Origin of the sequence: Roseburia faecis (assembly GCF_001406815.1) — a bacterium.
Classification (GTDB): domain Bacteria; phylum Bacillota; class Clostridia; order Lachnospirales; family Lachnospiraceae; genus Roseburia; species Roseburia faecis.
Genome location: NZ_CVRR01000037.1, coordinates 1 through 25,588 on the forward strand (window position 1 = coordinate 1; position 25,588 = coordinate 25,588).

26 protein-coding genes are annotated in these 25,588 nt (G+C 38.0%); 1 reads left to right on the plus strand and 25 read right to left on the minus strand.

From position 1 onward, the window contains the following. Positions 1-9 precede the first annotated feature (9 nt). Positions 10-156, plus strand: coding sequence for a transposase domain-containing protein (locus M72_RS18260; RefSeq protein ID WP_261291830.1), 147 nt, complete (start codon positions 10-12; stop codon positions 154-156). A gap of 192 nt (positions 157-348) precedes the next feature. Here M72_RS18260 and M72_RS17700 read toward each other — a convergent pair whose 3' ends face one another. The 25 genes from M72_RS17700 to thiE all read right to left on the minus strand — a co-directional run bounded on the left by M72_RS17700 (position 349) and on the right by thiE (position 25,568). Then, positions 349-876, minus strand: coding sequence for an ATP-binding protein (locus M72_RS17700; protein WP_082413896.1), 528 nt, complete (start codon positions 874-876; stop codon positions 349-351). Positions 877-1,081: 205 nt separating this feature from the next. Then, positions 1,082-1,687: a protein adenylyltransferase Fic gene (gene fic / locus M72_RS11250; RefSeq protein WP_055068411.1), complete on the minus strand. Its 606-nt coding sequence runs from the start codon at positions 1,685-1,687 to the stop codon at positions 1,082-1,084. A gap of 58 nt (positions 1,688-1,745) precedes the next feature. Next, on the minus strand, positions 1,746-2,555 hold the full coding sequence (locus tag M72_RS11255; protein WP_055068289.1) for an EcsC family protein: 810 nt from the start codon (positions 2,553-2,555) through the stop codon (positions 1,746-1,748). A gap of 1 nt (position 2,556) precedes the next feature. Further along, positions 2,557-2,967, minus strand: coding sequence for a hypothetical protein (locus tag M72_RS11260; RefSeq protein WP_226948083.1), 411 nt, complete (start codon positions 2,965-2,967; stop codon positions 2,557-2,559). An 82-nt stretch (positions 2,968-3,049) separates the two neighbouring features. Then, positions 3,050-3,481 (minus strand): IS66 family insertion sequence element accessory protein TnpA, encoded by a 432-nt coding sequence (gene tnpA, locus M72_RS17705; RefSeq protein WP_226948084.1) that lies wholly within the window; start codon positions 3,479-3,481, stop codon positions 3,050-3,052. A 386-nt stretch (positions 3,482-3,867) separates the two neighbouring features. Then, positions 3,868-7,650, minus strand: a complete 3,783-nt coding sequence (locus tag M72_RS11270; RefSeq protein WP_055068291.1) for a DEAD/DEAH box helicase — start codon at positions 7,648-7,650, stop codon at positions 3,868-3,870. 1,091 nt (positions 7,651-8,741) lie between these two features. After that, positions 8,742-10,001 (minus strand): hypothetical protein, encoded by a 1,260-nt coding sequence (locus tag M72_RS11280; protein ID WP_055068293.1) that lies wholly within the window; start codon positions 9,999-10,001, stop codon positions 8,742-8,744. 2 nt (positions 10,002-10,003) lie between these two features. After that, a complete protein-coding gene (locus M72_RS11285) occupies positions 10,004-10,426 on the minus strand; it encodes a UPF0158 family protein (protein WP_055068294.1) in 423 nt (140 codons plus the stop codon). Between the two features lie 46 nt (positions 10,427-10,472). Then, on the minus strand, positions 10,473-10,703 hold the full coding sequence (locus tag M72_RS16895) for a hypothetical protein (RefSeq protein ID WP_138345255.1): 231 nt from the start codon (positions 10,701-10,703) through the stop codon (positions 10,473-10,475). 378 nt (positions 10,704-11,081) lie between these two features. Beyond that, positions 11,082-12,530 carry a hypothetical protein gene (locus M72_RS11295; protein ID WP_055068296.1) on the minus strand — a complete coding sequence of 483 codons (1,449 nt, stop codon included), beginning with the start codon at positions 12,528-12,530 and terminating at the stop codon, positions 11,082-11,084. Between the two features lie 387 nt (positions 12,531-12,917). After that, a complete protein-coding gene (locus tag M72_RS11305; RefSeq protein WP_055068298.1) occupies positions 12,918-13,940 on the minus strand; it encodes a virulence RhuM family protein in 1,023 nt (340 codons plus the stop codon). A gap of 26 nt (positions 13,941-13,966) precedes the next feature. After that, positions 13,967-14,560 carry a hypothetical protein gene (locus M72_RS11310; protein ID WP_055068299.1) on the minus strand — a complete coding sequence of 198 codons (594 nt, stop codon included), beginning with the start codon at positions 14,558-14,560 and terminating at the stop codon, positions 13,967-13,969. 127 nt (positions 14,561-14,687) lie between these two features. Beyond that, positions 14,688-15,272 carry a DUF6933 domain-containing protein gene (locus M72_RS11315; RefSeq protein WP_055068300.1) on the minus strand — a complete coding sequence of 195 codons (585 nt, stop codon included), beginning with the start codon at positions 15,270-15,272 and terminating at the stop codon, positions 14,688-14,690. Positions 15,273-15,277: 5 nt separating this feature from the next. Then, positions 15,278-15,601: a hypothetical protein gene (locus tag M72_RS11320; protein ID WP_055068301.1), complete on the minus strand. Its 324-nt coding sequence runs from the start codon at positions 15,599-15,601 to the stop codon at positions 15,278-15,280. Between the two features lie 528 nt (positions 15,602-16,129). Continuing rightward, a complete protein-coding gene (locus tag M72_RS11325) occupies positions 16,130-16,531 on the minus strand; it encodes a hypothetical protein (RefSeq protein ID WP_055068302.1) in 402 nt (133 codons plus the stop codon). Next, the gene (locus tag M72_RS11330) at positions 16,521-16,973 is read right to left on the minus strand and encodes a DUF4869 domain-containing protein (RefSeq protein ID WP_055068303.1); all 453 of its coding nucleotides are present in this window, start codon (positions 16,971-16,973) and stop codon (positions 16,521-16,523) included. The genes M72_RS11325 and M72_RS11330 overlap by 11 nt, the downstream gene beginning before the upstream one ends. Before the next feature lie 406 nt (positions 16,974-17,379). Continuing rightward, positions 17,380-17,862, minus strand: a complete 483-nt coding sequence (locus M72_RS11335; protein ID WP_055068304.1) for a GNAT family N-acetyltransferase — start codon at positions 17,860-17,862, stop codon at positions 17,380-17,382. 2 nt (positions 17,863-17,864) lie between these two features. Continuing rightward, positions 17,865-18,929, minus strand: coding sequence for a S66 family peptidase (locus M72_RS11340; RefSeq protein ID WP_055061100.1), 1,065 nt, complete (start codon positions 18,927-18,929; stop codon positions 17,865-17,867). A 10-nt stretch (positions 18,930-18,939) separates the two neighbouring features. Beyond that, positions 18,940-19,986, minus strand: a complete 1,047-nt coding sequence (locus tag M72_RS11345) for an HAD-IA family hydrolase (RefSeq protein ID WP_055068305.1) — start codon at positions 19,984-19,986, stop codon at positions 18,940-18,942. Positions 19,987-20,007: 21 nt separating this feature from the next. Then, positions 20,008-20,784, minus strand: a complete 777-nt coding sequence (locus M72_RS11350; RefSeq protein ID WP_055068306.1) for a Cof-type HAD-IIB family hydrolase — start codon at positions 20,782-20,784, stop codon at positions 20,008-20,010. Positions 20,785-20,924: 140 nt separating this feature from the next. Next, positions 20,925-22,514 carry a glutamine-hydrolyzing GMP synthase gene (gene guaA, locus M72_RS11355; RefSeq protein ID WP_055068307.1) on the minus strand — a complete coding sequence of 530 codons (1,590 nt, stop codon included), beginning with the start codon at positions 22,512-22,514 and terminating at the stop codon, positions 20,925-20,927. 117 nt (positions 22,515-22,631) lie between these two features. Then, on the minus strand, positions 22,632-23,537 hold the full coding sequence (locus tag M72_RS11360; protein ID WP_055068308.1) for an alpha/beta fold hydrolase: 906 nt from the start codon (positions 23,535-23,537) through the stop codon (positions 22,632-22,634). Positions 23,538-23,563: 26 nt separating this feature from the next. After that, positions 23,564-24,391 (minus strand): hydroxyethylthiazole kinase, encoded by an 828-nt coding sequence (gene thiM / locus M72_RS11365; RefSeq protein WP_055068309.1) that lies wholly within the window; start codon positions 24,389-24,391, stop codon positions 23,564-23,566. Next, the gene (thiW, locus tag M72_RS11370) at positions 24,391-24,909 is read right to left on the minus strand and encodes an energy coupling factor transporter S component ThiW (RefSeq protein ID WP_022045215.1); all 519 of its coding nucleotides are present in this window, start codon (positions 24,907-24,909) and stop codon (positions 24,391-24,393) included. Before thiW ends, thiM begins: the two co-directional genes overlap by 1 nt. Before the next feature lie 29 nt (positions 24,910-24,938). After that, positions 24,939-25,568 (minus strand): thiamine phosphate synthase, encoded by a 630-nt coding sequence (gene thiE, locus M72_RS11375; protein ID WP_055068412.1) that lies wholly within the window; start codon positions 25,566-25,568, stop codon positions 24,939-24,941. Positions 25,569-25,588: the final 20 nt, after the last annotated feature.

Consider the following 25,588-nt stretch of genomic DNA (forward strand, 5'->3'; position numbering starts at 1 on the left):
ATCTATTCTATGATAGAAACGGCAAAAGCCAATGAACTTGATCCACTTAAATATCTGAGCTTCCTTCTGGAGCATCGTCCTGATGCTGAAATGTCAGACGAGGAATTGGAACAATTTGCCCCGTGGAGTAAATTGGCTCAGGAAACTTGTAAATAAAATGTAGTGAAATACTCGCATGTCTGGCATCCTAGCGCGGGGTGTCAGATTTCATTTATAGGATACGCCCTAAAACTATGCGCTTACTATCCATATAAGCTTCTTGCCATCCAGCAATTTTACTTCTGAATATTTTCCAATCCTTTTCTGAAAATTTGTTCATGCTTATTATCTCCTACATTACATCCACTTCTACACTTTAATATACCTTCTTCTTTTTGTAGTTCCAATACAAGCTAATAACTCCATATTTACCAATTCATTTAATAACTGCCTTGTCCTAGGACCTTTTAAACCTATTTTTTCTGCTACCTGCTCTGTACTATATTCAACCCCAGCATCCATATAGGTTAAAATCTGCCTCTGCCTTTCTGATAAATCTATTACTTTCATTTTTTTTGAATCCGCTGATTTTTCTGCTGAATCTGCTGATTTTTCTGCTGATTCATCATCAGATTCCTTTTCCATCTTCATCATAAGTGTAACCTGATCAAGATTTGTGTCTTCAATCAATTCCGGTTTTATCCATCCTTCCGACTTCCACACATCAAGAATCGTTGGAAATCCCGAACCCGCATTATCACCAAATCCAACCAGTCTAAGCATAGTCTGCATATGTGGATTTCTTGATTTTGAATTACCGCCTCGGTAAATATCTTCAAGTGGAAGTTTCAGAATTCCTGGGTTTGTAAATTCAAATGCATCTGACTTTTCCTGTATTTTCTGTTATCTCATAGTTTACAAATGCTGATTGAAGCACCTCCTGTAATCGCTTACTCTGTGCATTATTTAAGTATGGTAACATTCCTTGAATAATGTCCGTAATTAAATTTTGTTTCATAGTCATTCTTCTTTGAAATTATTTTGGAGAACGACTAGCAACGGCAGTTCTTTTATTGCTCCTGCCGTTGGTAGGAGTAAATATCTACAAATTCTCAGCTTTGTATATCACATAGCCTTCATAATAATAGCTATAATCTATACCTTTCATATAAACTTCTCTATCATTAACTTTATCTGTCAAAGCCTGTTTTAAAATATATTTTATTTCAATATCTCTAATTGGACTTCTTTCCATTGCTAACAGATAATCTTCCTTATCTACAAGACTCCAATCAATAACTTTGTTCAACTCTTTCTTCAGAATCAAATCAAGCCATATCCTGGTGCTTCTCCCATTACCCTCTCGAAAAGGATGCGCTATATTCATCTCAACATATTTTTCAACAATTTCATCAAATGTTGATTGTGGCATCTTCTCAATATTCTCGATTGCAGCCTGTAAATACATCACCGGAGCAAATCGGAAGTTGCCTTTAGCAATATTTACATTTCTCACTTTTCCCGCAAAATCATATATCTCACCAAATAAATATTTGTGAATTGCCGCAAGTATCTCAAAAGATCCTGCTTTATATTTATTCAAATATCCATTTTCAAACAACTCCACTGCTTTTTTCTTACTTATCTTTTCTTCCATCCTTGCTAGTTCTGTGGAGTCTGTGATATTAAGCTTATTTTCTAAAACCATATTTTTCCTTTCATCAGTGTTAAGCATTGACTAATAAACACATTATACTCCACACACATCAAAACAACAATTTATTCTCTGCCTTTTTCCGCCCCGCCAGATATCTGTGCCGGTATTTCAGCTCTGCATACTCTGTGATCCGTTTCATATAGACTGCATCATAAGCTCCGCCTACAGCACCAACCACTGGAATCCCCTGTAAGAACTTCATATAGAGAAGCTCTTTTGACAAAGATCCCGCTGTTTGTTCGATCTGCTCCTTATCCTGATATTCTTCCGGCAGCATTCCGTTTCTGATAAATTCATTTACTTTCCCGTCAATCTCACAAAGTGTATCCCCATAGGATACTGCTCCCCGGATCAATAATAAGATAAAATATTTTTCTTCCCTGGTTTCGTAGCTGTATCCATACTGCAGGGCAGTCTCGTAAATATTCTTTAAAATCATCCCTGTAAATACCGGAATATCCGGCAGACCGATTCCCAATACGCCCATCCCGATTCCAGCCACACCGGATAGCAGTAAATTCTTCGTTCCCGTATCTCTTGCCTTTTTAGAAAAGGAGCGCAGGGATTTGGAATTCTGCTTTACATCCGCCGTATACTGCCGCACCTGATAATCCTGCTCCAGTTTTGCCCGCTGATACGTCTTTTCAATAACCCTGGTTCCTTTCTCGAAAATCAGAGCAAATGCCTTCGCAAAAGCAGTATCCAATGTTTCCTGAAGTTTCGGCGGTATCTTTTCCTCCAGTTTTTGATTCAGAATGTTCTCCCTTTTCTCAGAACGCTTCTGAAGGAATCTCTGCTCCTGTACTTCCAGCTTTTCCCACTCTTTCTGAAGCGGCGTCCTTTTATCAAATAATCGCATCTTAATACACCTCCGCATTCATTCGATTTTTCACATCAGCAAGTATCTTTTCTATCCGGTTGATGGCATCATCCACCTGTTCTCTTGCATCTGTAATCTTGCTCTGCACCATGTAATCTGCCACCAGCCCGTCCAGAAAGAAATCCGCAAAGGAAAGGAAGCTGCCGATTTCCATGCGCAGATCCAAGGAAACCTGCACATCTCTTAATTCTCTCTGAAAACGCTGAATATCGCTTTTCGCCTGTTCCATCAACGCAGATGCGTCATTCATTTTAGAATGCTTCACAAGGTCACTGATAAAGCCTCCTCCAAGCATATCAAAAATGCCCCAGTTTCTCGCACTTCCCAACTTATCCCTTGCTGCGTAAAGGGTCTGAAGTACCCGCTCCCCTGCCTGTACTGCTTCCTGCATTTCCCGTTTCATCGTAAGCGATGAATAACACACCGCCTACCCAAAACAGTAAACGACTACCATTTACTTTAGATTTTCCCTGCTATCTACATGGCAGGGGAATTCTGTTTTCCGGGACAGTGGACTCCACATCAATGATCCCCGAACACTGCTCTTTGATAAAATCACTCCATGGCATCAGCTGTTCTATACCTGCGGACGAGTTCATATAATCCGTCATATACAGCAGTACCATATAGAGATATTGGAAAATATTCAGATTGTTTGCTTTTGCTGTTTCCACAATGCTGTACATTACCGCACTTGCCCCAGCTCCAGCTTCTGATGTATCCACGATTAGCCTGTCTGTCTCCGGAATCATACATGATTTCTTTCTCAGCCTTGTGACAGTATTATAAAACGTATTGATAGAGATATCATTCTGCTCACACCAGACACGGTCAGAAAATCCACTGCTGCGACATTGCTGAATCAATGACAGCCATTCTTCGTCTGTTCTTCTCTTATTACGCATAAGCTGCTCCTCCTGTTAGCTAAAGTAGTTAAACACCGTAAACGGCTACCTTTGCTTAAGAAAAGAAGAGTGATACGTCCGCATCCAGATCTGAAAATAGATAAAGTAGTCATTTACTGTTTATTGACTGTATTATCCCAAATCTTCAATTAAATTTGGAACGGTATGTTATTCATCGCTTACGTTAAAAATAATGATTCAGCAACAAGAATTTTTCTGGATAGAGCAACCTCTCCGCCTCATTTGTAAAAGTAAATTCATCCCTATCTAAAACATGGAATCAACTTATTCCTAACTCACATTCTAATTCTCTATCTTGGCTCTTTCCTGTTTGAGAAACAGATATAATGATGTTCTAGAAATTGATCAATGTGACTCAGGAGAGCTTAATTATTTTCTTCCGCATCCTCTATAAGTAACCTATCCATAATAGACTTGGCTTCGTTAACATATTCATTTTTTCCCCAAACCTTTTGATCCCCTACCATGTAAAACCTATATTTTGCCCTGGTAGCCGCCACGTTAACGATATTGCTATTTACGAAACCTTTTACAGCATATCTATTTTTCTGCGACTCATCACATCCGAGAACAAAAATCACCTCGTTTGCCTCTTTTCCCTGAAATTTATGAACTGTACCAATATTATCATATAACCATTCATCAAGAGATGTACTAACCCCTAAAGCAGAGTTTTTGTTTCTAGTTGCATATGTACCAATTGCCTTCCGTAATCCACTCACCACAGTAGTAAAAGGAGTGATAATATAGAGACTTGGCTTGGTGTCAACCTGCATTTTTGATATCTTAATTGCCTTCTGGAAAGAAACATTTACCATTTCGCAGACAACATTACCTTGTTCAGCTACATAATGATCTCCATGTCCGTTTTCAACCCCAGTTACATTTATCCACTGCGATTTTTCGTAAATAAAAGACTCAACCTTACCATCTGATGGTGGCAAGGTTTGTTGCTTCATAATTCCATTGTATGAAATACGATTCGATATTTCATACATAGGAGAAATACACCTTCTATGTACAAGCAGCGGACATCCAACCCAATCAGGATAATCCGTTCCGTTATCATAGGAAGTACCAAAAGGATTCATTATATCCGCACAGCTTTGTACCGATAATGACTTGTTTTTATAGTTTGCAAATACAGGTTCTGAATACGCCTCTTTCAAGAGCTTAAGATCATCTGTTACCACTGGCTCCACTTGCTTTGGATCGCCTACTATTATAGCTTTCCTCGCTCTGTATAATGCACCAACAGCCATCTGCGGTTGAGCCTGCCCTGCCTCATCTATTACAAGTGTGCCTATGCACCCCGGTGTTTTCATATCTCTTAATAATCTTCCAACGGAAGCAAACGTAGAAGATATAACCGGTGTAATCAAGAACAATGTCTGGAATAATGAGGCTATCATCGCTTCTCTATCCTGCTTATGGAATTTGATTCTATCTGTATCATTTTCTGTTCTAAACCCCCAATATTGACCTAAAATACACAAATTTGTTCTGCACGACTTAGAACTTAGGACAAACTCCTTTGTCATTTGAAGGGCTAGATAAAATAATTTTTCCCTTTCTCGATTAAATTCTTCCGTAGACCATGGATTAGAAATCTGCGCTTTAGTAGATACTTTATCATTCTTAGAAAGAACATCCTCAATAAATGTATCATCCAGAACTTTGCCTGTCTTCATATCTCCAGCACTAAGATATTCCCTTAAGTCTCTTTCGCATTCTGACTTGGCTGCTTCAGCTCTGACTTGTGCATTATTAATTTCTCCCTTCAACCGAAGAATTCTCATCTGAGTAGTAGACTTATTTCCCTCTAGCTTTTTGAGTCTTTCCTTTGACTCATGTAATCGTTGTAAAGCATTATCTTTATCAATACGGTATTTTTCGACTTGCGCTCTTTCTACGCCAATTTTATGTGAGGCTTGATTAACAGCAATCGTGCATTCTTGTGCCTTCAATCTAAAGCATTCAGCCAAATCAAGCGCAGATTGATATTTGCTTTTTCTAAAAATTTTTGTAAAGAAACCGACAGAATTTTCCACATCTAAAGCTTGTTTCTTATAACTAATTTCCTGTTCTGACAAATCTTTCATCCTTTTCTCAGACTCTTTTAATTTGAAATCAGCTTCTGAATATAATGTTGTAAAGTTACTGAGATTGTCTTCTTCTTTTTTTATTTCAGTATTTGTATAAACTATCTGATTTTCAAAAGACTTAATTTCCTCATCACAACAAATAATCAAAGAAATATTTTTAGCTCGTATTTGCTCAAAAGAAGCACATAACTGATGTGCTTTAAGAGAAATATCGCCGTAACTTTTTAGTTGACTTTGAAGAGAACTAACTACTTCCAGTTGTTTAGAAAACGCATCTCTGGCTTTTCTATATTCAGGAATTCTGTCTTCAATGTCAGCATTTTTTATCATGAAGTCCTGCAAAATTGGATTCAGAACATCATAGTAAAAACCACTTATGTTAGATTTTTTACCAAGTGGAGCAGCAACCATTCCCCATGCATCTGCATCCTTTTCTGCATTTCCAAAAAATTTCTTTGCATACCCAGTGAAATATATCTCTGGGTATTCACCCTGTCGCTTAGTATCTTTTTGATAAACGTTTAATTTTTTCTCTGTTTCAGAAGTAGAAAACATCTTACAGATCGTTCTTAATTGTTGAGCCTTCTCCGGACTATCTGGCATATTTCCGTCAGAAACAATTTTTAAATTATCAAGAATCCCTTTTTCAAGAGGGAGTTCCTTTGTTATATTTTCTACAGCCGTATTATTGCTGGATGTAACAAGCACTCCAAAGTCAGCAATATGTTCATCTTTGAACCTAAACCACTTCGGATAATACTGTGCATACGCCCCATTCAATTCGCCACACACAAACTTCACACCTTCAAAGGCATCATCCGGTGTATCGTATTGGCTGAGAGCTCTGGCCTTTTCAACAATATTATTTGCAATAATCTCTTTTAATAGTGTCGTCTTACCAGTTCCGGGCGGACCATTCACAGAAAAAACATTCCCACTTTCTTCAAATATTCCTCTCTGCCGGTTTGATATTGCTATATTTATAGCAATCTGCTGCATTAACGCAGGCATATACCTGGACGGCCATTTACCAAGAGGAGCATTCTCCATGTTGAGAATTTCGGCTATTTCCTTATAAAATACCTCTTTATCTTTAGGTCTGACGAAATCATGACGTTGTCTTTCTTCTAAGACATCATGAGGTGCACAGATATAATCAATTAGGTTAGACAACATACCTGTTGAAAAATCATCTTTTCCTGCTTCTATGGATTCTTTGACCATCTTCAGATCATTAGAAAAGAAATCATGGCTCAATCCCATATAATTATCATCGTCGTATTTATCTTTAGCTTTTGAATTCTTAAACAACTGATATTTAAAACCATTTCTTTCCTCAATCACATTCTCCGGGAAAAATTTTCCATACATTTTAACAATTTCAGAATGTATACTCATAATTTTCGAAGCTACTATAGCATCATCAGCAAAAACTGGCATACCTTCCGAATTCACCTTAACAGACGCCTCCTCTATAGCCTCTTGTTCGTTGAAATTATCTGATTCAAAGAACTCCCTTTCCAACTGTTCTATCGTATCAGAATACGCCCTACTTGATAACAGATCAGATAGTTTTCCGTTTTGTTTTCCTTCTACCTGAGATATTGCCCATATAACAGTAGAGAGAGAAAGTGAATGTTCTACATAAGCTCCGTTCGTAGTGCACTGAAAACTAAGTATTGGTATATACTCTGAATTTCTCTCCTCCTGCTCTAGCTTTGCACCAAGTTCCTGAGCAAGTTTTTCTATGCACGCCTGTCTAGACACCCTGCCAATATAGAATGTCAGATTTCCCCAAATCGTCATATCACATTCCTTTGCTTGATTCACAATTTGAGAATATATGTCAGATTCGCTATTTACAAGTTCAAAAACAGAGATTTGCCTACGCTTATTCTTTGTAGACTGATCAGCTTTTTTAAATGTTTTTAATGCTCGAACAAGTTTGGATTCTTCAGTACATACATCATAAGAGTCCTGCCCCAAGAACTCAATCGCAAACCAATAATCCAACACCTGACTAGCTATCTCTTCGTTTGCCATAATATTCCATCTCTCCTTATTACCAATTTCTTTATGTCTTAATCAATACTGATTCCGCCACTAAACGCGAAAGATTCCTCATATGTCACGTCAAATGTTTCTGCTATTTTTCATCAGACTAATCGATAGTATGTTTATTCTCTATGTGTGCCCGAAAATCTATTATCTTAGCGGGCGCCCTCTTTGGCACTATACCTATCCTTTCCATATCCAGATGAAATAACTCGAATGGATGCCCATACGCATCAAATCCTTCGGGCTGACATATATCCCTTTGCAGGCATACTTTAAGCACAATCTCCAATAGCTAAATTTTTCCACCATTACCACAAATACTTTGCAATGTCCTTTGGTAACATTCTATCTATTTCATTCGCCTATCGCAAATTTTGTAGAATGAAATTTCAGTTTCGGCTCTAAAAACATTACCATTTTATTACCACCTTAGAAGCACGAAGTCCGCAAAGCCTTGATTTTACTGGCTTCGCGGACTATAAATGTACAAAAATATCTACTCAAACTCGCAAAGTTTGATGTGAATGATATTGTTTTTCATTGATTTTCTATACATATTTGTATTGCAAATATGTGTTTTTGTTCCTATTCTATTTCGTTCAAATCGAATGTAGTACCATTTTAGTACCGCAATTTTCGACTCAGCTTTCGATCATTTATGAACGATTTTTTATCATTATAAATGGTTCCGTTGGCTTGAAAATGATTCTTTACCTCTTTTTTCCCTGATTTGGCGTGCCAATTGACACTACCCAAAGCAATAAGTTCATAATCCCTTTCCAACCACGATTTTATTATAGAATCCATTTGGGTAAATTACAAGAAACATTTTCACTTATACTGAAATCCTTATAAAACAATGCATATCCGCATCACTGCCAGCACTGCAAAGCCACTTGCAAAAAACAACAGTAAAATAACAGTACCAAACGCCTCAATTTTCAAATCTACAATGTTTCTTTTGACATTTATTATGTGGAGAATCCTTTTTCTCTGTTGTTGTTAGTACCAAGAAACATAGTGGGTTCCGATGGCTTTCAGTGGGTATTGCAAATAATGCAACAGCCAAGTAACACTTACAATTTCCTCTCTACCTTTTGCAGCTCGTCCAATAACGCACTTCTTCTAGGATACGTTGCCTTAAATTCATCCACAAGCAGCTTGGCAGTAGCATTTCCTTTCCACTTAATCAACTGTAATAAGTCCTTACATACTTTCTTATATAATCTTCTATCTGTTGCCTGCGCACATTGTTCTCTTATGTAATTTGCACACAATTCATAAATTTCATTCGGATAATCCATTACAAGAAATTGAGCATAATAGAACAAATTATATGGATTTTCTGTAACGGCTTCTAATAGCAACTTCTTTTCGTTTTCCTCAACCAATACAGACCGATAACATACTGAATATTTGCATTGCTTTAATTCTTTAAGTATAATTGGCTTCTGACTTTCCCATGTTCCCAAGCTTTGGTACAGCCGCTTTAAAACATCCCAGAATCCTGCATTCCCCAGGAACAATATTTTCTTTGCCTGCTCAATCTGTTTATCTGTTATGCCTGACTGCACATAAACATCAAACAGTATATTATTCCAATCCTCCGGAATGTTTCTGTAAAAGCGACCGTCCTCTTTCTTTATCTGTTCAAGGCACAACTTTTCTGCTTCGTTATAATTCCTCGCATCTGTTGCATCTTTAACTGCAATTATGCGTATTTCTCTTATATGTAGATTTGCATATAACTCGTCCTTAACTGCGTCTGCCCCCTTTAAATGTCGATGCAATTTATAACGTAAAATTGTATCTTCCTGCCTTTTGTATTCCGGCGTATAATCATTCTCAATATCTTCTAAGAATACATCCAAAAGCTTTTCCAATTTTACTGCCAACTTCTCATCACACAAACAAACCGCCTTTCCCAATAATTCATAGCGCCATGAGTCCCAGCCGTCAAATGCTTTTTTCTTTGCTTCCTTTATAATCAATGACAGCGCATGTTTTCTCATTGCTGCATCCAGTTTGGCAATTGTCTGTGTAGATAAATCTATTAGTTCAAATGCACGCATTATTACATCCGTCAGCATACCGGAACTGCTATCTGCACAAGAAGCCAATTTCACGCCCGAAACAAGCACATATGTATCTGCCTCAAGAGATTCCTGATATCTTTCCCGCTTAAAAGCATCTTCGCACATATCCAATACATCATGCATATCCATGCAAATATTATCGCAACTGTGCCAGCCAATAAATCCTCGAACCGTATTGCACTTTATCGATGCGTTAATTGTCATCTTCGCAACTTCTAAAATATCATTTGTCCCAGCCATACCTATTCCTCTATCTCTATCCCGAACCGTTCACACCAGTCTCTTGCTATTTGCTCATAGCAATCATCCCTGTACTTATACCATTTCTCCTGAAGGTCAAAATCGTACAGCCTATCCTTAAATCTACGGAATGCACCCTTGCCTCTAATTGCTACATCCAATGCGTCCTGTGCTCTTCCAGCCGGTAAGTCATAAATAAATTCTTCCATCATCCGATATTCATTCATATCATACTGCCGTGGCAACGGGATATAATCTTCAATAAAACCCTCTTCGATATCTTCTATCAAATCAGGATCCGTTTCTCCATTAACCATACCATCAAATATCATCAGGATTTCTTCATTTTTCGTGTCATAATAATATTCCATATCCATTCCGACACCATCAAGTGCCTCGAGAACTTCTTGTAATTTTACTTTCATGTGTACCTCCTGCTGTTGTATTATCGAATTTTTGAGAAAAAACGACTTACGAGTGATGAACTGTATAATAATGCTTTCCATTCAAAAACACGTAATTAGCGCCAACGCAAAAATTGTTCATCTGCATCATTAGCCAATGTGCCGGCAAATCATAATCGTCAATCAATTCATCTTCCTCATAACCATCCTGAATATCATCAGCCGTCGGAGTTCTATGTAATTTAATATCTGATTGAAACCCAATATCCCAATCATCGAGAATAAATCCTTTTCCCACAGCTCAGACTCCGTCAAACCTGTTAATTCGCATAATTCTTTCTCTGTATCAAAAGCAATTAAGTTTACCATATTTCAATTTCCTCCAATACCATTTGAGTATAATTTTTAACTCGGCATCTATCTCGACACTGACAAGTTAAACAAGTACATTGCAAAGTCACGTATTTCAAGGCATTTTGGATACTTTATCTTTTAACTCGGCATTTAATTCGGCATAGCCGAGTTAAAACAACAAGTTAAATTAGTGTATACTTCGCATACCGGCCCCCATTAGCTAATTTTATAATGTATTCCTTTTGCATTTTTTCCAATGTACGTCTAGCCTGTTGCTCACTAAAGCGTTCCTGTGGGTTACAAACATTAAATAATTCCATTATTATTTAGCACCATTAATTAAAGCGCATATGTGATATAAAATTGTATTCTTCCCATTTCTTTTATGAGTTGTTTTTACTACTCTTATGCTTGAATACAGAATTTTATACTCTTTACATTTTTCATCTAAATCAACCATCGGGGAACGCCACTTACGTTCTTTCATATAAGTAATATAATTAGTAATAAATTTATCAAAATCACTAACTGTAACATAGTTTAAAATTATATTGATATCATTTCCCAAAACATCATAATCAAATATCTTATCTAGATGTGTGTCTATATATTTTTTACTTAAACAGGATAAATTCAGTGCTTCTATAAGTGTGTATGTCTTTCCCTCTTTAAAAATAGAAATGTCAACTTTTCCTGCATCCTTTCCTTGTGGCGATAATCCATGTCTTGTTTGATCTCTTACTACATATCCCTTTTCATCTAACAGATCTCTTACATATGTGTTCCTTCTATCTTCTGATGCATCATAATAAATCTCATTAGAGATAAGTTTTGCACAAACTAATATAACATCCTTTACAATATCATTCGTTAATGTAACCATTTCACCCTTATTGCCGATTTTCTCCCATATAGAATCAATTCTATATTCTATTCCCATCTTTTTTTCTAACATCTCTTTAACATGATTTTTTATTTGTGGTATATCCGATGGATTTGTAAAGAATTGTTTTTTCCATTGTCCTATTTTTTTTAAATCTTTTCTTATTTCTTTATCTTGAATCTGGTCTTTTTTCTCTAAATATGTACTTTGCCCAAACAAAACTGACTGTATAGCCTCTTTTTCACTACATCCAAGTCTACACGCTCTCTCATTCAAGAAATCATACAATTCAAAATACATTCGCTCCTGCTTGAAAGGTAACAGTTTCTCTTCAAGTTTTTGTTTCTGCTTCATTAAGTTCTCTTGTTCCAATACACGTTGCTTTAAAAACGAGTACATATCTTCACTGTGATTTAATGAAACAACACTATAACAATTTCTTTCTAAATTCCAAATGAATAAAACCGGAAGTTGTTCTTCTCTAATATCATACTTCCTTATAAATTCAGTAACCGACTGAGAATGCTTTTGTTTCCAATCTATATCAGCTGCTCCATATGTATGAATATAAAAATCTTCTTTTCTATTTGCTATTCGTTCTTCATTAATAGTTTCAACGTAAGGACACATTGTGCCTACATAATTTTCTTGTCCTTCCGTATGAAAGAAAGAATTATTTTCCAAACTAGCTCCAAGTGAAAATACAAACAAAACATTGTCATATGTCAAATCATTAATTGATGCCCAATCTTCTTCAATATGCTGATATAACTCCTTAGCATCAGCATGACGCGCTATCACCGAAATAACCCATTTGTAATTTTTTCTTTTTGCTCTCGGAATTATTTTATCATAATACTCTACTAAACTTAGTTCCGTAATGACCATTTTAAGTCCTCATTTTCTGTCATTGTATTTCTGCAAGCATTTTGCAAGCATTTTGCAAGCACGCAAAACGGGAGTCCGCTTAAATAGCGGGCTCCCGTACTTTATACGTTACTCAAACTCGCAAAGTTTGGTTTGATTCTGGTTGTTTTAATATGGTTATCTATACATTCTTGTATTGATAGTCCACATCTTTTCTACTCATTATTTTTCATTCCACACATTTTTAGCACCAATCCAGTACCATTACATTCTTTCATTATTGTGTGTAGTTCCGGTGGCTTGCAGGTTTGTGTTTTATTCACAGAATAATATTCTATCGGTTTGCTTGTCCACCTACGAAAATTATAATCTGCAACCGCTAATTCTGCAATAAGAAATTTTGTGGTACTAATGGATAGCATCATCCTTTTCCATATCATTCATCAATTTATCAAAATCACTTTCATATAGTGAATCCTGTATAACTCTGTATTTCTCAAATTCGCTTTCTGCAAATTCCTTTGCAATAGCTGCTGTTACTTTCCCTTTATCCTGAAGTACTTCTGCATCATTAAATCTAAGAAATGCGTCAAGCTTTGTTTTCCAATCTTCCATAGTCATAGGAATATGTCTTCGTGCCTGTCTTGTTGCATAATCAAGATACATTGTCACAATCTCATTTAATTCTGCAAGTTCTTCTTTTCCTAAGTAGTTTTTTGCAATTGACACATCTGTTTTTACTATTTTACCATCAGGCGCATTTTTCCATGATTTAAGTCCCATATGTTTCTTATTATGATCAGCTCTTGCCACTATCACTTCTGCTGCTGTATTACCATGAACTGCATAATGCATCTTATTCTGAACTGTTGCATAAAACTCTCTTGTCACCTGTGAATTCTTATCATAATCAACTGCTGTTGCATATATATCTGTGATTTTTTGGTAAAATCTTCTCTCACTTGCTCTAATTTCCTGAATCTCAGCAATAAGATGCTCAAAATAATCTTCGTCGAAAATCTGTCCATTAATCAATCTGCTTTTATCAAGAACATAACCCTGCTTTGTAAATGTATCCAACACTTTGGTTGCCCATGTCCTGAACTGTGTTGCCCGTTCTGAATTAATGCGATATCCCACAGCAATAATAGCTGCTAACGAATAAAATTTATATTTGTATGTTTTTCCATTGTCGGCAACTTGTGCAAAATTTGCACAAGTTGAATTTTCATCTAATTCTCCCTCTTTAAAAATGTTGCTCAGATGTTTTGTAACCACACTTCTATCTACATCAAAAAGCTGTGAAATTGCCTTCTGCGTAAGCCATACATCGCCATTCTGAACCCTAACTTCTATTCCGTCTTCTCCTGCATCTCGTGTGAAAACCAAGAAATCAACAGTGCTATTTCTTATCTGTAATTCTTTGCTCATAAAAGCATTCCTTTCTCTAGATTCTATCAATACATCTCTATAAAACATTTTCCCCGGTTTCTTTCAAATATCAAGAAGGGAATTTCTGCTTTTGCCAGCATACTATTATTAACTGGAACATATTCATAATTTTCAATATCTGGTATACACTTTATAGCTTTCTTTTTATCTATACCATATAGATTATTTTCACTGCTGTTCCATAAAGCCTTAATCTTCAAAACAACACATTTTGTTTGAACCATCACCTTATATTTTTCAAGCCTGCTTTTTTCTATCTCCTTTGATTTATCACCATAAGAAATAGTAATATATCTGGAATTGGATTTTATAATGCGAACATCTCCATTCCTTACTGCCTCTTTAGGGAATCCCAAATCTTCAAAAAAACTATCATAATCTGTAATGCATTCTGGGAGTTCCATTTTGACTGCATAACTGCTATTTATAATATTCTGTATATCCTTATCATCGACCCTGAACATATAAATATTCCATCCCGTGCTATCGCCATCATCATCTAATATTGGAATAGAACCATAAGGATTAAACATATGTAAATTAGACAAATCATCTTTTGTTGGCTTTTTAAATTTGACTATTTCAAATGTTATGCTCATAAATGTTCTCCTTTTCCGTCGCTTTTTTCGTCACTTTTTTAGCGACGAATTATTTTATACATCTTGCTTTTCGTCATTGCAAACTAACTTCTTATGCCCAAACAATTGTTTTAACAATTCTTTTGCGCTAATGGTTAGAACTGCGATTAGTATCTATGTACCTGGTAAAATCAATTACCTTTGCAGGCTTTCTCTTAGGAATAATTCCTAATCGTTCCATGTCTAATTTAAAGAGTTCACTTGGATATCCATATGCATCGAATCCCTCTGGCTGACAAATATCTCTGTTAAGATACTCACTCAGTTCCCACTGATATTTTGTATCTTTCTCCAGTTTCTTATCAAAATACTGCGCATCCGTTACCATTCTATTAATGCCGCCAACCGATTTCTTCCCATGTGTCTTTGTCACAATCATATCGCCTGACATTTTAAAATATTGTGCTATCTGTTCTTCAGAATATCCCATTTCCTGCATCACGCCATGGATCACGCGGCTGATATACATTGCATAGTAATTCCAGTTTCTTGGTTCAATATCTGTCATTGCTATTGTATAACGATTACTGGCATTTACAATAAACAAGACATTTCTTCCTTTTATTTTCGTCAAATGTGTGTCCCAGCAGAACACAAGTGAAACACCTTTGCTTTCTGCAATCTTTGTGGTTTTTAGTCGATCTTGAACTGCCTTTGTTGCACCAATCTCCATATGTATCACCTGCTCATTTCAAGTATTCTCTTCACTTCCAGCTGTAATTCATCACTAAAGTCTGATAAATCATCATATGTAATTACTTTCAATCTAATAAGACGAACGATATCCCATATCACCTCTGACTTACTCATCTCCATGATAACTCCCGGATGACGCTTATCTTCTTTTATCCGTTTTTCAAGTTCCCAGAATTTCTCTGATGCAGGCTTTTTATCATCATTCAGAAAATTTGCATACTCTTTAACAAGACCTTCCATATAATTTTCCTGCCAGCCTGATAATCTTTCTCGAAATAATTTCCAATCCTTTTTGCTTATGTTCATGATTTTGAACCTCCTCAGTCTCATGTTAGTCTCAACAAACAATTTCAAAAATGAGACTGTCTTGAGACTACAACTTTATAATTTACCTGCAAATACCAATTTTTATCGCATTTTGCTATATCATAGAGTCTCACTCAGTCTCAAATCTCGTGAGACTTCGTTGAGACTAACTTTGAAATATTCGTTTTTCAGAAAACTCTTTAAGCGTCTCTCACGCTTTAGAAAGCTTCTTCTTTGGCAATTCATCTGCTTTATAAGGAAGCTTTGCTGTCTCTATCCTTCAAACAAATCACCTATTATATATTTGCCCCACTTTACATTTGACAGCATGTCCTGATTATCAACCACATAATCAAACGCAACGAAGTATTCATCTCCATCTTCAGTCTCCAAGTCTATTAATGCATCCAGTAAACCCTGATTGCTCCATTTACTCTCAACTACAAGTTCATTGTCAAAAAAAGCTGATTAACTAATTTCTAGAAGTGAAGTCCTGCACCGATATCCTCTGTCCATAAATATCTCATATCACAACTCCTCTTCCAGTGTTATCCTGTTATTATCAAACTTCAGCACCTTAAAGCTCTTATAAGATACATTGAGTCCGTCACAATTTCGTAGAAAAAGCATATACTGATTAGACAACTCAAAATTAATGAATCTCCTGACATCATCATTAATCATACAATCTGCATTATCTATCACAATAAAACTATCTCTACACTGTTTGATTGCTTCTAAAAAATCATCTGATTTGTAGTTAAATAGCTTGATTGCTTTGTATTCGTCTGTCAATCTTATATCTTCCAGCATTTCATAAAGTACTGTTTTACCTGTACCGCTATCTCCACCAACAAGAGTAATCCTGTCATCAAATGTCAAATCATATGAAAATGGAGCTGCTTTAAATGTTATATTCTTATAAATCATCTGCTTCTCTCCTTTGATACTCCTTACTCCACCAAGCATTATATCCTCTGCCACCGGTAACTATATCAGAATCATTAAATCTGATTTTGGCATCATCCGGAATATCAAAAAGCGTTGGTCTTGACATATAAATCTTAATATTATCCATAGTAAAAATTATTTTAAGAACATTCGGTCCACATTCCTCAACATTTACCACCTTATCGGGGTGCTTCACAATATTAAGCAATGTCTTGCAGCCTGATGATAAATTTCGGATCGTACCTAAGCCATATTTTGTTTCTATATGCTTGTCTGGTGTCAGCTTCGCTTCATCCACTTGTTGAATCAAATCAATTTCTTTTTGTGACATATCTTCATTACCTGTATTCAAGTTGAAGTACAAGTCATTGTAAAAAATCCAGTCTTTTGAATCTTTCCTCTCCGTATATATATCTATCATTACACTGTTCTCCTTCTGCAATATATGTTTAGCATCTGATTTTCCATATCTTACTTGGATAAGGCTTTGAATCAAATTTTCATATAGATATATTCCAGTATACCACACATAAATAAACGGTCCCAGAAGATCTCTTAAAATATCCTGGAGCCTTCTTCATTTACTATTGAAAAATAAATCCTTCTATATTTTATTAAAAAAAAATTATTCAAACTCTTTTTTGGGTTCAATTTTTCACATAAATCTGCTGTGAATGTTGTTTTATATCACTGCTTTAATTATACATCTTTCTAGCATCTTCTAATGCAATTTCTTCAAACAACAATTTTCTTAATTTACTTTGAATACTCTCCAAATACTCCTCTTTTTCTTTCATAAATGTATCTCGTTCTGCCGACAATTTATTTTATAGTTTCATTTCCAATTCTAAGCAATTCCATTCTTCTCCCATTACAGTATACTTTTCTATTTCATCTTGAGATACATCCTCAAAACCTATTGCCTTATAGCAATAATAAGCTGATTCATTATTCTCAAAAACACCTAATGAAACTTTATTAGCACCAAATATTTCTTTAGCATATTTTAAGCCTAATTTCAGCATATTTTTTCCATATCCCTGCCCACGTTTTTTCGAATCAACAATTACAAAGCCAAACCGTAATTCCTCATAAAATTCATTCGGTCTTCTCATGGTAAAAAATCCCACTATCTCATTATCATCAATAGCAGTAAATGCCATAAGATTACTTACCATATTGAACTGCTCCGCAGAAATTGGATATTCACCTAAAACTCCTGCTGTCCATTTATAAAAAGCATTCTCTCCCTTTATCCACGACATAATTATTTCTGCATCATTTTTATTGTATGGTCTTAATCTTAGCATATTTACATTACCTCACATTTTATTATTTTCCTTTTCATATCCACTCTAGCCATAGCACCATACTGCAAAACGCATCTTGGAGTTGCATGTCCAAAATTCACATTGTAAACAATCGGTAAATCCGGATCATTTACTACCTTCACAAGAATATCCTTATATTCTTCGTAATATTCCTCATCCTGTGGCTTTCCAACCAGAACTCCGCTGACAACATCAAATACCCCCTTCTTTTTAATCATAGCAACTTCTTTTTCAAACTGCTCTGGCACCGGTTTTTCTTCACAGGTTTCAATAAAAAGAATCTTCTCTTTCCATTCCGCTATATCAGGAAACAGTCCATATTTTTCACATACTGCTTTTTCGTTTTCATATCTCGTTGTTGTCAAAATATCATATAAACTCTCTAAACACCCACCTAACAATCTACCCTCAAAGTAGTCTTTTCCTTGTAAAAGCTCAAATCCATGCTCTTCTTTATGTGAGATTCTCTCTGTCCCAACTGCCTCTTTTGAAAAATCAGTTCTTTTCTGATACCATATTTCACTTGATGTAATCTCACGATATTCATTTCCTTCTATATAGCTTTCAAATGCCTTCTTACTATATGGCAGCATTTCATCAGAGATTTCTGCTAAGTCGCATATAAAATTAGGTCCATAATATGTAGATAGTCCCAGCTTATAAAACATCAAATGATTAATCGTAGTATCTGAAAAACCCGTGAACAATTTTGGACTCTTGTGAACTGCATCAATAAATTCCTCATCCTCTAGCAAATATGGCAAAAGTCTGTAAGTATCATCGCCGCCTATTGCACATATAATGCCAGCAATTGAATCATCCATAAAAGCATCTTTTAAATCTTTTGCCCTTGCTTTGGGATTAGCCTTCAAATATTCAATTCCTTTTAGCGAATTTGGCATAAACGATGTTTCTAAACCATATTCCCTTAATCTCTTAACACCGATTTCAATATTATGACTACAAAATGCTTCACCTAGCATTCCACTCGATAAACTCACTATTGCAACTTTATCACCTTTTCTTAATTTCTTTGCATATTTCATAACTGGTCTCCTATAAAAAATTCAAAATATCAGATAGATTATTAACTTCAATATCAGCTTTTTCACTCTCATCTGTTATATTCCACAAACTTCCTAATCCCTGTTTTACCCATATAGTTTTCATACCCAACTGTTTTGCGGGTACAATATCATTATCAATACGGTCACCAATCATGACTGCATTCTCTGGCTTACAACAGCTTCTTTCCAATGCAATTTCAAATATGCGCCTATCAGGTTTTGAAACGCCTTCTTCTGCTGATGCGATAATCAAATCAATATATTTTCGTACTCCAAGATTTTCTAATCTCTCAGAAGTTCCTAATGATTGGTTTGCAATTACACCAATTTTATAAATTCTACTTAACTTTTTCAAACAATCTTTAGTATCTGTATACAGCCTCTCGTATTGCGATTCCCATTTAGGTAATTTCACCCCCAATTGCCTTGCTACCTCTAAATCTCCTTTTTTGTTTTCTTTATAAAACGACATGGCATATTTATTAATTTGCTCGTAAGTTAAACCTGATAAATCCGCTATCCTTTTCATCCTGTCTTCATAAACTTTGCTTTCATCAACCAACGTCGAGCCAACATCAAAAAACAGCCATTTTATTTCTTCCTTCTTGGGCAGAAATCCTCTTTTCCTTGCTTCTTCCAGCAGTTTGGGTTGAATTTCCGGATAAGTCCAATTAATCGGTAGTTCATCCATAATTGCTATTTTTTCAATTTCACTGTGAAGCTCTTTTTCAAATGTATATATATCTGAGAAGAATAATTTTCCAAAAGTCTCCATTCCATCGAAATTATCTGGTGCAGTCACAGAATATATACAAATTGGAGTAATATCAAAAGTTATTGCTCCTGTTTCTTCATATAGTTCTCGTTTGGCTGTTTCAAGAATATCCTCACCATCTTCTCTATGCCCTCCCGGCACTTCATATGTATCTCTTTCTTTATGCTTGCAAAATACCCACTTGCCGTTACTCTGTGAGATAATTACTGCAAATTTCAATAGTTCGTCATTAACTGTATCATAAAATCTTACTTCCACCATATTTCCTCTCCATGTACATATCTATAATATTTCATTCTCAATAAAATCCGCAATTCCCTCTTCATCATTTGAACCAATTACAATATCCGCTCTCTCTTTTACCTCATCAATCGCATTCCCCATTGCAACACCTGTTCCACATAATTCAAGCATTCCGATATCTGCATAATCATCTCCAAATGCAATAATTGAATCTGTACTAAATCCACATACTTCCGTAATCTTCATAATTGCGTTTTCTTTCGTCACATTCTTTTTTGTAAACTTGTACCAAAATCCATCAGAGAAACGAATACAATCACAATCAGAGAGACTTCGAGCTAGCTTATCTGCCTTATCTTGATTAAATATCTCAACACACATTTTTAATGAACATTCGTTAAAATCTGAAAAATCTGTATAAATACTATCTCCCCAACTCTTATCTAACTTCTTAGGATCTATTTTATAATTCCAATAATGTGCATCTATTGTATCTATCGTAATTTCGCAATCATTTCCACAAATATTTCTTGCCATGTCAATCATCACATTAGTTTCTTCTTCGGAAAATTCTGCCCTATAAATATATTCTGTTTTGTATTTTACTAATGCCCCTCCACTCGATATTAAAATATCGGGCATCAATTCATTTAAAAATACCAAAGAGTTTTGCTCACTTCTGGAGGTAGAAACACCTATCAATATATCATTTTCCCTGCATTTTTTTAGAGCTGATAACGTTCTAGTTGATATTGTTTTGTCACTCTGTAATAAAGTTCCGTCTAAATCAAGTAAAAGAAGTTTGCATTTCTTCATATCATTTTTTCCTTTTCATTCATCTCAATAATTACATTTGCATCAATTACTCTCCCCACAAATAGAGCCAAACTAGAGCCATTTGATAAAACAAATGCCGGAAGCCCGCATAAATTACAGGCTTTCGGCATTTCAATCCGTTATTCAAACTCAATCGTCCCAGGCGGCTTACTGGTAATATCATAGAAGCAGCGGTTTACCCCCTTCACTTCATTGATAATCCTGCTCATAACCTTCTGTAACACCTCGAACGGTATATTGGCAGCTTCCGCTGTCATGAAATCAACCGTATTGACCGCACGCAGTGCAACCGCGTAGTCATACGTTCTCTCATCGCCCATGACACCCACGCTTCGCATATTGGTGAGCGCGGCGAAATACTGGTTTGGCATCCACTCCGGTGCCTCTCCATGCTCTTTGCGGTATTCCTCTACCGCGGCATCCACTTCCTCACGGTAAATGTAATCGGCATCCTGCACGATACGAACCTTCTCTGCAGTTACCTCACCGATAATACGGATACCAAGTCCCGGTCCCGGGAATGGCTGACGGAAGACAAGTTTCTCAGGGATGCCAAGCTCCAGACCCGCTTTGCGGACTTCATCTTTGAAGAGGTTGCGCAGCGGCTCGATGATTTCCTTGAAATCCACATAATCCGGGAGACCGCCGACGTTGTGGTGGGACTTGATCACTGCGGATTCTCCGCCAAGTCCGGACTCTACCACATCCGGGTAGATGGTTCCCTGTGCCAGGAAATCCACGGCTCCGATCTTCTTTGCCTCTTCCTCGAAGACACGGATGAATTCCTCTCCGATAATTTTACGTTTTTTCTCCGGTTCTGTCACACCGGCAAGTTTTCCATAATAACGCTCCTGCGCGTTGACACGGATAAAGTTCAGGTCAAACTGTCCGTTCGGTCCGAAGACCTCCTCAACCTCGTCTCCTTCGTTCTTTCGGAGCAGACCGTGATCGACGAATACGCAAGTAAGCTGTTTTCCGATTGCACGGGAAAGAAGTCCTGCTGCAACAGAAGAATCCACACCTCCGGATAATGCAAGGAGAACCTTTCCATCACCGACTTTTTCACGGATCTCTTTGATTGTATGCTCCACGAAAGAATCCATGCGCCAGGTGCCGGCACATCCACAGATATTTCTTACAAAGTTGTGAAGCATCCTGCTTCCCTCTACGGTATGCAGTACTTCCGGATGGAACTGGATTGCATAAAGTTTTTTCTCCGGGTTTTCATCTGTCGCTACCGGACAGTCAGCAGTATGTGCTACCACCTGAAATCCCGGTGCCGGCTTGGAAATATAATCAAAATGACTCATCCAGCAGATGGTAGATCCTTCTGCCGAATCCGTTGCCACTCCCTCAAAAAGCGGAGAAGACTTGTCCACGAACACTTCCGTTTTTCCGTACTCACGTACCGGTGCCTTTTCTACTTTTCCACCGAGGATATGATTCATCAACTGCGCACCATAGCACAGACCGAGAACCGGGATGCCAAGTTCAAATAATTCTTTCGTGTATGTCGGGGAATCTGCCTCATAGCAGCTGTTCGGGCCGCCGGTGAGGATAATTCCCTTTGGATTCATTGCCTTGATCTGTTCGATGTCGGTACGGTAAGAATAAATCTCACAGTACACATTGCACTCGCGGACGCGGCGTGCAACCAGCTGATTGTACTGACCACCGAAGTCAATGACGATGACTTTCTCCTGATCCATATTGTGTTTCCTCCTGTTTTCTAAAATGCATTTTTGCATTTATGTGGTGCATTTTTCAAAAGTACACCATTTTTCTACCATTATAATAAAGCCCCTGTGATTTTACAAGTCACAACCTCACGTTTTCTCGTAAAATGCAATCACATCCGCGTAAACTTTTTCATTTTCTTTCTCATTCAGTATTTCATGGCGCATATGCGGATAGGTAATTGTGGAAATATTGGAAAAACCTGCCTGTTTCAGCGTGTCCACACTGTCTTTGGCACCTTTTTCATACCCGGTGCACGGATCTTCGCTACCGCGGATCATCAGAATCGGTAATGCCTCATTTACGTCCCGGTAATTTGACACCTGATGCATGGCTGTAGTCAGCATATACAGATCGTGAAAAGCGGAGACGCTGAATCCATGCCCACAATACGGATCTTTCAGATATGCCTGTACCACCTGCTCATCGGAACAGATCCAGTCCGCTTCGGTTTTTGCATGTTTTACCTGCTTATTAAAATTTCCCACTGACAGTTGCTGCACCAGCTTGGAATGATACATCGGTCCACGCGCCCTTGTGAGCAAATTCGTCAGGAAAAACCCTATGCGGATAATCTGTGTTCCCGGATAATTCGGGAATCCGCTCAGTACCACCTTTGCGTAACTGTGTGACTGGGTACAAAGCAGATTCCTTGCAATGATGGTTCCCATGGAATGTGCAAAAATCATCACCTTTTCCGTTTGAAACCGCTCCCTGATATATGCCGTGATCTGTACCTGATCCGACAACAGATAACGGTCACCGTCTTTTTCTTTAAAGAACCCCAGCTTTGGAGCATGTTCCCCATGCCCCCGCATGTCCGATGTCACCACCGTAAATCCCGCCTGCCACAGCTGTTCAGCGAAAGCCTCATAACGCTCCTTATGTTCCTCCATCCCATGAATGATCTGAATGTATCCCCGCGGATGCTCACGTTCAAATACCGCCAGACTCAGCGCGTAACCGTCGGACGCTTTCAATACTATATTTTCCATTTATATCCACTTCTCCGTTCGTACTTTTAAAACCAGTCCACATCTGTTCCATGTTCCAACTGTTCCGGTGTCATCAAAGACACGGCATCAATAAACCAGTTGCGAAACGTCATCGTCCCTCTCTTTTGCGCGGTCATTTCTTTCGCCGCAAGTTCTCCTGCAATGCCAGTAAACGCACAGCATGCCACTACACTCTCCACCGAATTTTCCGCACTTAAAAAAGCACCAAGCATCACGGTGGACATACAGCCGCTTCCCGTAATCCTTGCCATCATCGGGCTTCCATTATGACACCGGTAGACGCAGCTTCCATCCGTGATCAGATCAGTTTCTCCGGATGCGACAAGAATCATCTGATTTTCCTTTGCATACTGCTTCATCAGCTCCGGCAAATCCGTTTCTTCTGCTTCCGCCAGCGCATCCTCGGCTGCATCCACCCCAGTAACCGTTCCACAGTTGTGCAGCAATGCCTGTATTTCCGAATAATTTCCCCGGATACAGGTCGGATGGATTATTTTCATCAACTCCAGACATTTTTCACGCCGATAGGAAGACCCCGACACCCCGACCGGATCAATCACGATCGGATGTCCCAGCGCATGCGCCCGCTTTCCGGCAGTCTTCATCGCCTCATAATCCGAGATGGCCCCGAAATTACAGATCAGTGCCGCTGTACCTGCCGTGATCTCTTCCACCTCACAGGGATGGTGTGCCATCGTCGGTGACGCACCTGCCGCCAGAAGGATATTCGCACAATCGTTGACCGTCACGGCATTTGTGATACAGTGGATAATCGGACGTTTCTGTTGTATTTTCTCATAAATTTCCACCACTTTTTCCCCGGAAAATTTCATCACAGTTTCTCCCGTCTTTGTATTTCACCGTCCAGAATTCCTGCCTTTTTCATTGGAATGGTCACGATAATTGCAATGATCGTACCACCACAGGTACTGATCAAAAACGGCACTACAAATGTAAACAATGCCGCTGCTTTATTCCCCATAATCAGATACGCAATCGGATAAGAAAGCATTCCGCCGATGATACCGGTTCCAAACACTTCTCCCACATATGCAAACGGAAGCTTTTTCCCATACTGGTAAAGTAGTCCTGCAAGCAGTGCACCACACATACTTCCCGGAAATGCCAGTGGGCTGCCAAGCCCTGTCAGATTACGGATCAATGCCGCCATAAAAGCCTGTGCCAGCCCCCACCATGGTCCGACCGTTACCGCGCACAGTACATTCACCAGATGCTGTACCGGCGCACATTTTGAGCCCAATACCGGGAAAGAAAACATACTCCCGACCACAGCCACCGCCGTGAAAAGTGCCGTCAATGTCAATTTTTTTATCTGCAGATGATTCTTCATTTTACTTTTTTACTCCTCTTTTGTTTCCTTTATATGATCTGTTCTACAAGTTCTCCAAGATGCCGGGTGCCTGTCTCAATATCCTCGCAGGCAAAAATGCCGCTGACAACTGCGACACCCGCGATGCCTCTGCCTTTTAACTGCAAAACATTCTCTGCCGTGATTCCCCCGATTGCCACAACCGGAATTTTCACGCTGTGGCAGATTTCTTCCAGCAGCTCGTGCTTCATCGGAATGGCATCCTTTTTGGTTGTAGAGCCAAACACAGCACCACTTCCCAGATAATCAGCGCCTCCCGCTTCTGCGGCTTTCGCCTGTTCCACGGTTTTTGCCGTCACACCAATGATTTTATCCGGTCCGAGAATCTCACGCGCGTGCGCCAGTTCCATATCGGACTGTCCGATATGAACCCCGTCCGCGCCGACTTTTGCCGCCAGTTCCACATCATCATCCAGAATGAGTTTCACCCCGTAACGATGGCAAAGTTCCAGCAATTCTTCTGCCTCCTTCTGCACATCCGCTTCCGGAAGTTCCTTCTCACGCAGCTGTACCAGAGTGGCGCCACCTTCCAGTGCTTTCTCTACCTGCTCATATAATGTTTCATTGCCCAGCCAGGTGCGGTCGGTCACCGCATAAAGGCGGAGCTGTTCTTTTTTCATATTATTCACTGTTTTTTCCT

What these genes read in the sequence shown, in the direction of transcription:
- M72_RS11320 (WP_055068301.1), bottom strand. Translation starts at nt 15,601, where the DNA reads ATGAACATAAGCAAAAAGGATTGGAAATTATTTCGAGAAAGATTATCA.
- M72_RS11260 (WP_226948083.1), bottom strand. Translation starts at nt 2,967, where the DNA reads ATGCAGGAAGCAGTACAGGCAGGGGAGCGGGTACTTCAGACCCTTTAC.
- M72_RS11350 (WP_055068306.1), bottom strand. Translation starts at nt 20,784, where the DNA reads ATGAAGAAATGCAAACTTCTTTTACTTGATTTAGACGGAACTTTATTA.
- M72_RS11295 (WP_055068296.1), bottom strand. Translation starts at nt 12,530, where the DNA reads ATGGTCATTACGGAACTAAGTTTAGTAGAGTATTATGATAAAATAATT.
- guaA (WP_055068307.1), bottom strand. Translation starts at nt 22,514, where the DNA reads ATGGATCAGGAGAAAGTCATCGTCATTGACTTCGGTGGTCAGTACAAT.
- M72_RS11340 (WP_055061100.1), bottom strand. Translation starts at nt 18,929, where the DNA reads ATGAAATATGCAAAGAAATTAAGAAAAGGTGATAAAGTTGCAATAGTG.
- M72_RS11255 (WP_055068289.1), bottom strand. Translation starts at nt 2,555, where the DNA reads ATGCGATTATTTGATAAAAGGACGCCGCTTCAGAAAGAGTGGGAAAAG.
- M72_RS18260 (WP_261291830.1), top strand. Translation starts at nt 10, where the DNA reads ATGATAGAAACGGCAAAAGCCAATGAACTTGATCCACTTAAATATCTG.
- thiM (WP_055068309.1), bottom strand. Translation starts at nt 24,391, where the DNA reads ATGAAATTTTCCGGGGAAAAAGTGGTGGAAATTTATGAGAAAATACAA.
- M72_RS11360 (WP_055068308.1), bottom strand. Translation starts at nt 23,537, where the DNA reads ATGGAAAATATAGTATTGAAAGCGTCCGACGGTTACGCGCTGAGTCTG.
- M72_RS11335 (WP_055068304.1), bottom strand. Translation starts at nt 17,862, where the DNA reads ATGCTAAGATTAAGACCATACAATAAAAATGATGCAGAAATAATTATG.
- M72_RS11315 (WP_055068300.1), bottom strand. Translation starts at nt 15,272, where the DNA reads ATGGAGATTGGTGCAACAAAGGCAGTTCAAGATCGACTAAAAACCACA.
- M72_RS11325 (WP_055068302.1), bottom strand. Translation starts at nt 16,531, where the DNA reads ATGATTTATAAGAATATAACATTTAAAGCAGCTCCATTTTCATATGAT.
- M72_RS11330 (WP_055068303.1), bottom strand. Translation starts at nt 16,973, where the DNA reads ATGATAGATATATATACGGAGAGGAAAGATTCAAAAGACTGGATTTTT.
- M72_RS11345 (WP_055068305.1), bottom strand. Translation starts at nt 19,986, where the DNA reads ATGGTGGAAGTAAGATTTTATGATACAGTTAATGACGAACTATTGAAA.
- tnpA (WP_226948084.1), bottom strand. Translation starts at nt 3,481, where the DNA reads ATGCGTAATAAGAGAAGAACAGACGAAGAATGGCTGTCATTGATTCAG.
- M72_RS11285 (WP_055068294.1), bottom strand. Translation starts at nt 10,426, where the DNA reads ATGAAAGTAAAATTACAAGAAGTTCTCGAGGCACTTGATGGTGTCGGA.
- M72_RS11270 (WP_055068291.1), bottom strand. Translation starts at nt 7,650, where the DNA reads ATGGCAAACGAAGAGATAGCTAGTCAGGTGTTGGATTATTGGTTTGCG.
- thiE (WP_055068412.1), bottom strand. Translation starts at nt 25,568, where the DNA reads ATGAAAAAAGAACAGCTCCGCCTTTATGCGGTGACCGACCGCACCTGG.
- fic (WP_055068411.1), bottom strand. Translation starts at nt 1,687, where the DNA reads ATGGTTTTAGAAAATAAGCTTAATATCACAGACTCCACAGAACTAGCA.
- thiW (WP_022045215.1), bottom strand. Translation starts at nt 24,909, where the DNA reads ATGAAGAATCATCTGCAGATAAAAAAATTGACATTGACGGCACTTTTC.
- M72_RS11305 (WP_055068298.1), bottom strand. Translation starts at nt 13,940, where the DNA reads ATGAGCAAAGAATTACAGATAAGAAATAGCACTGTTGATTTCTTGGTT.
- M72_RS11280 (WP_055068293.1), bottom strand. Translation starts at nt 10,001, where the DNA reads ATGGCTGGGACAAATGATATTTTAGAAGTTGCGAAGATGACAATTAAC.
- M72_RS11310 (WP_055068299.1), bottom strand. Translation starts at nt 14,560, where the DNA reads ATGAGCATAACATTTGAAATAGTCAAATTTAAAAAGCCAACAAAAGAT.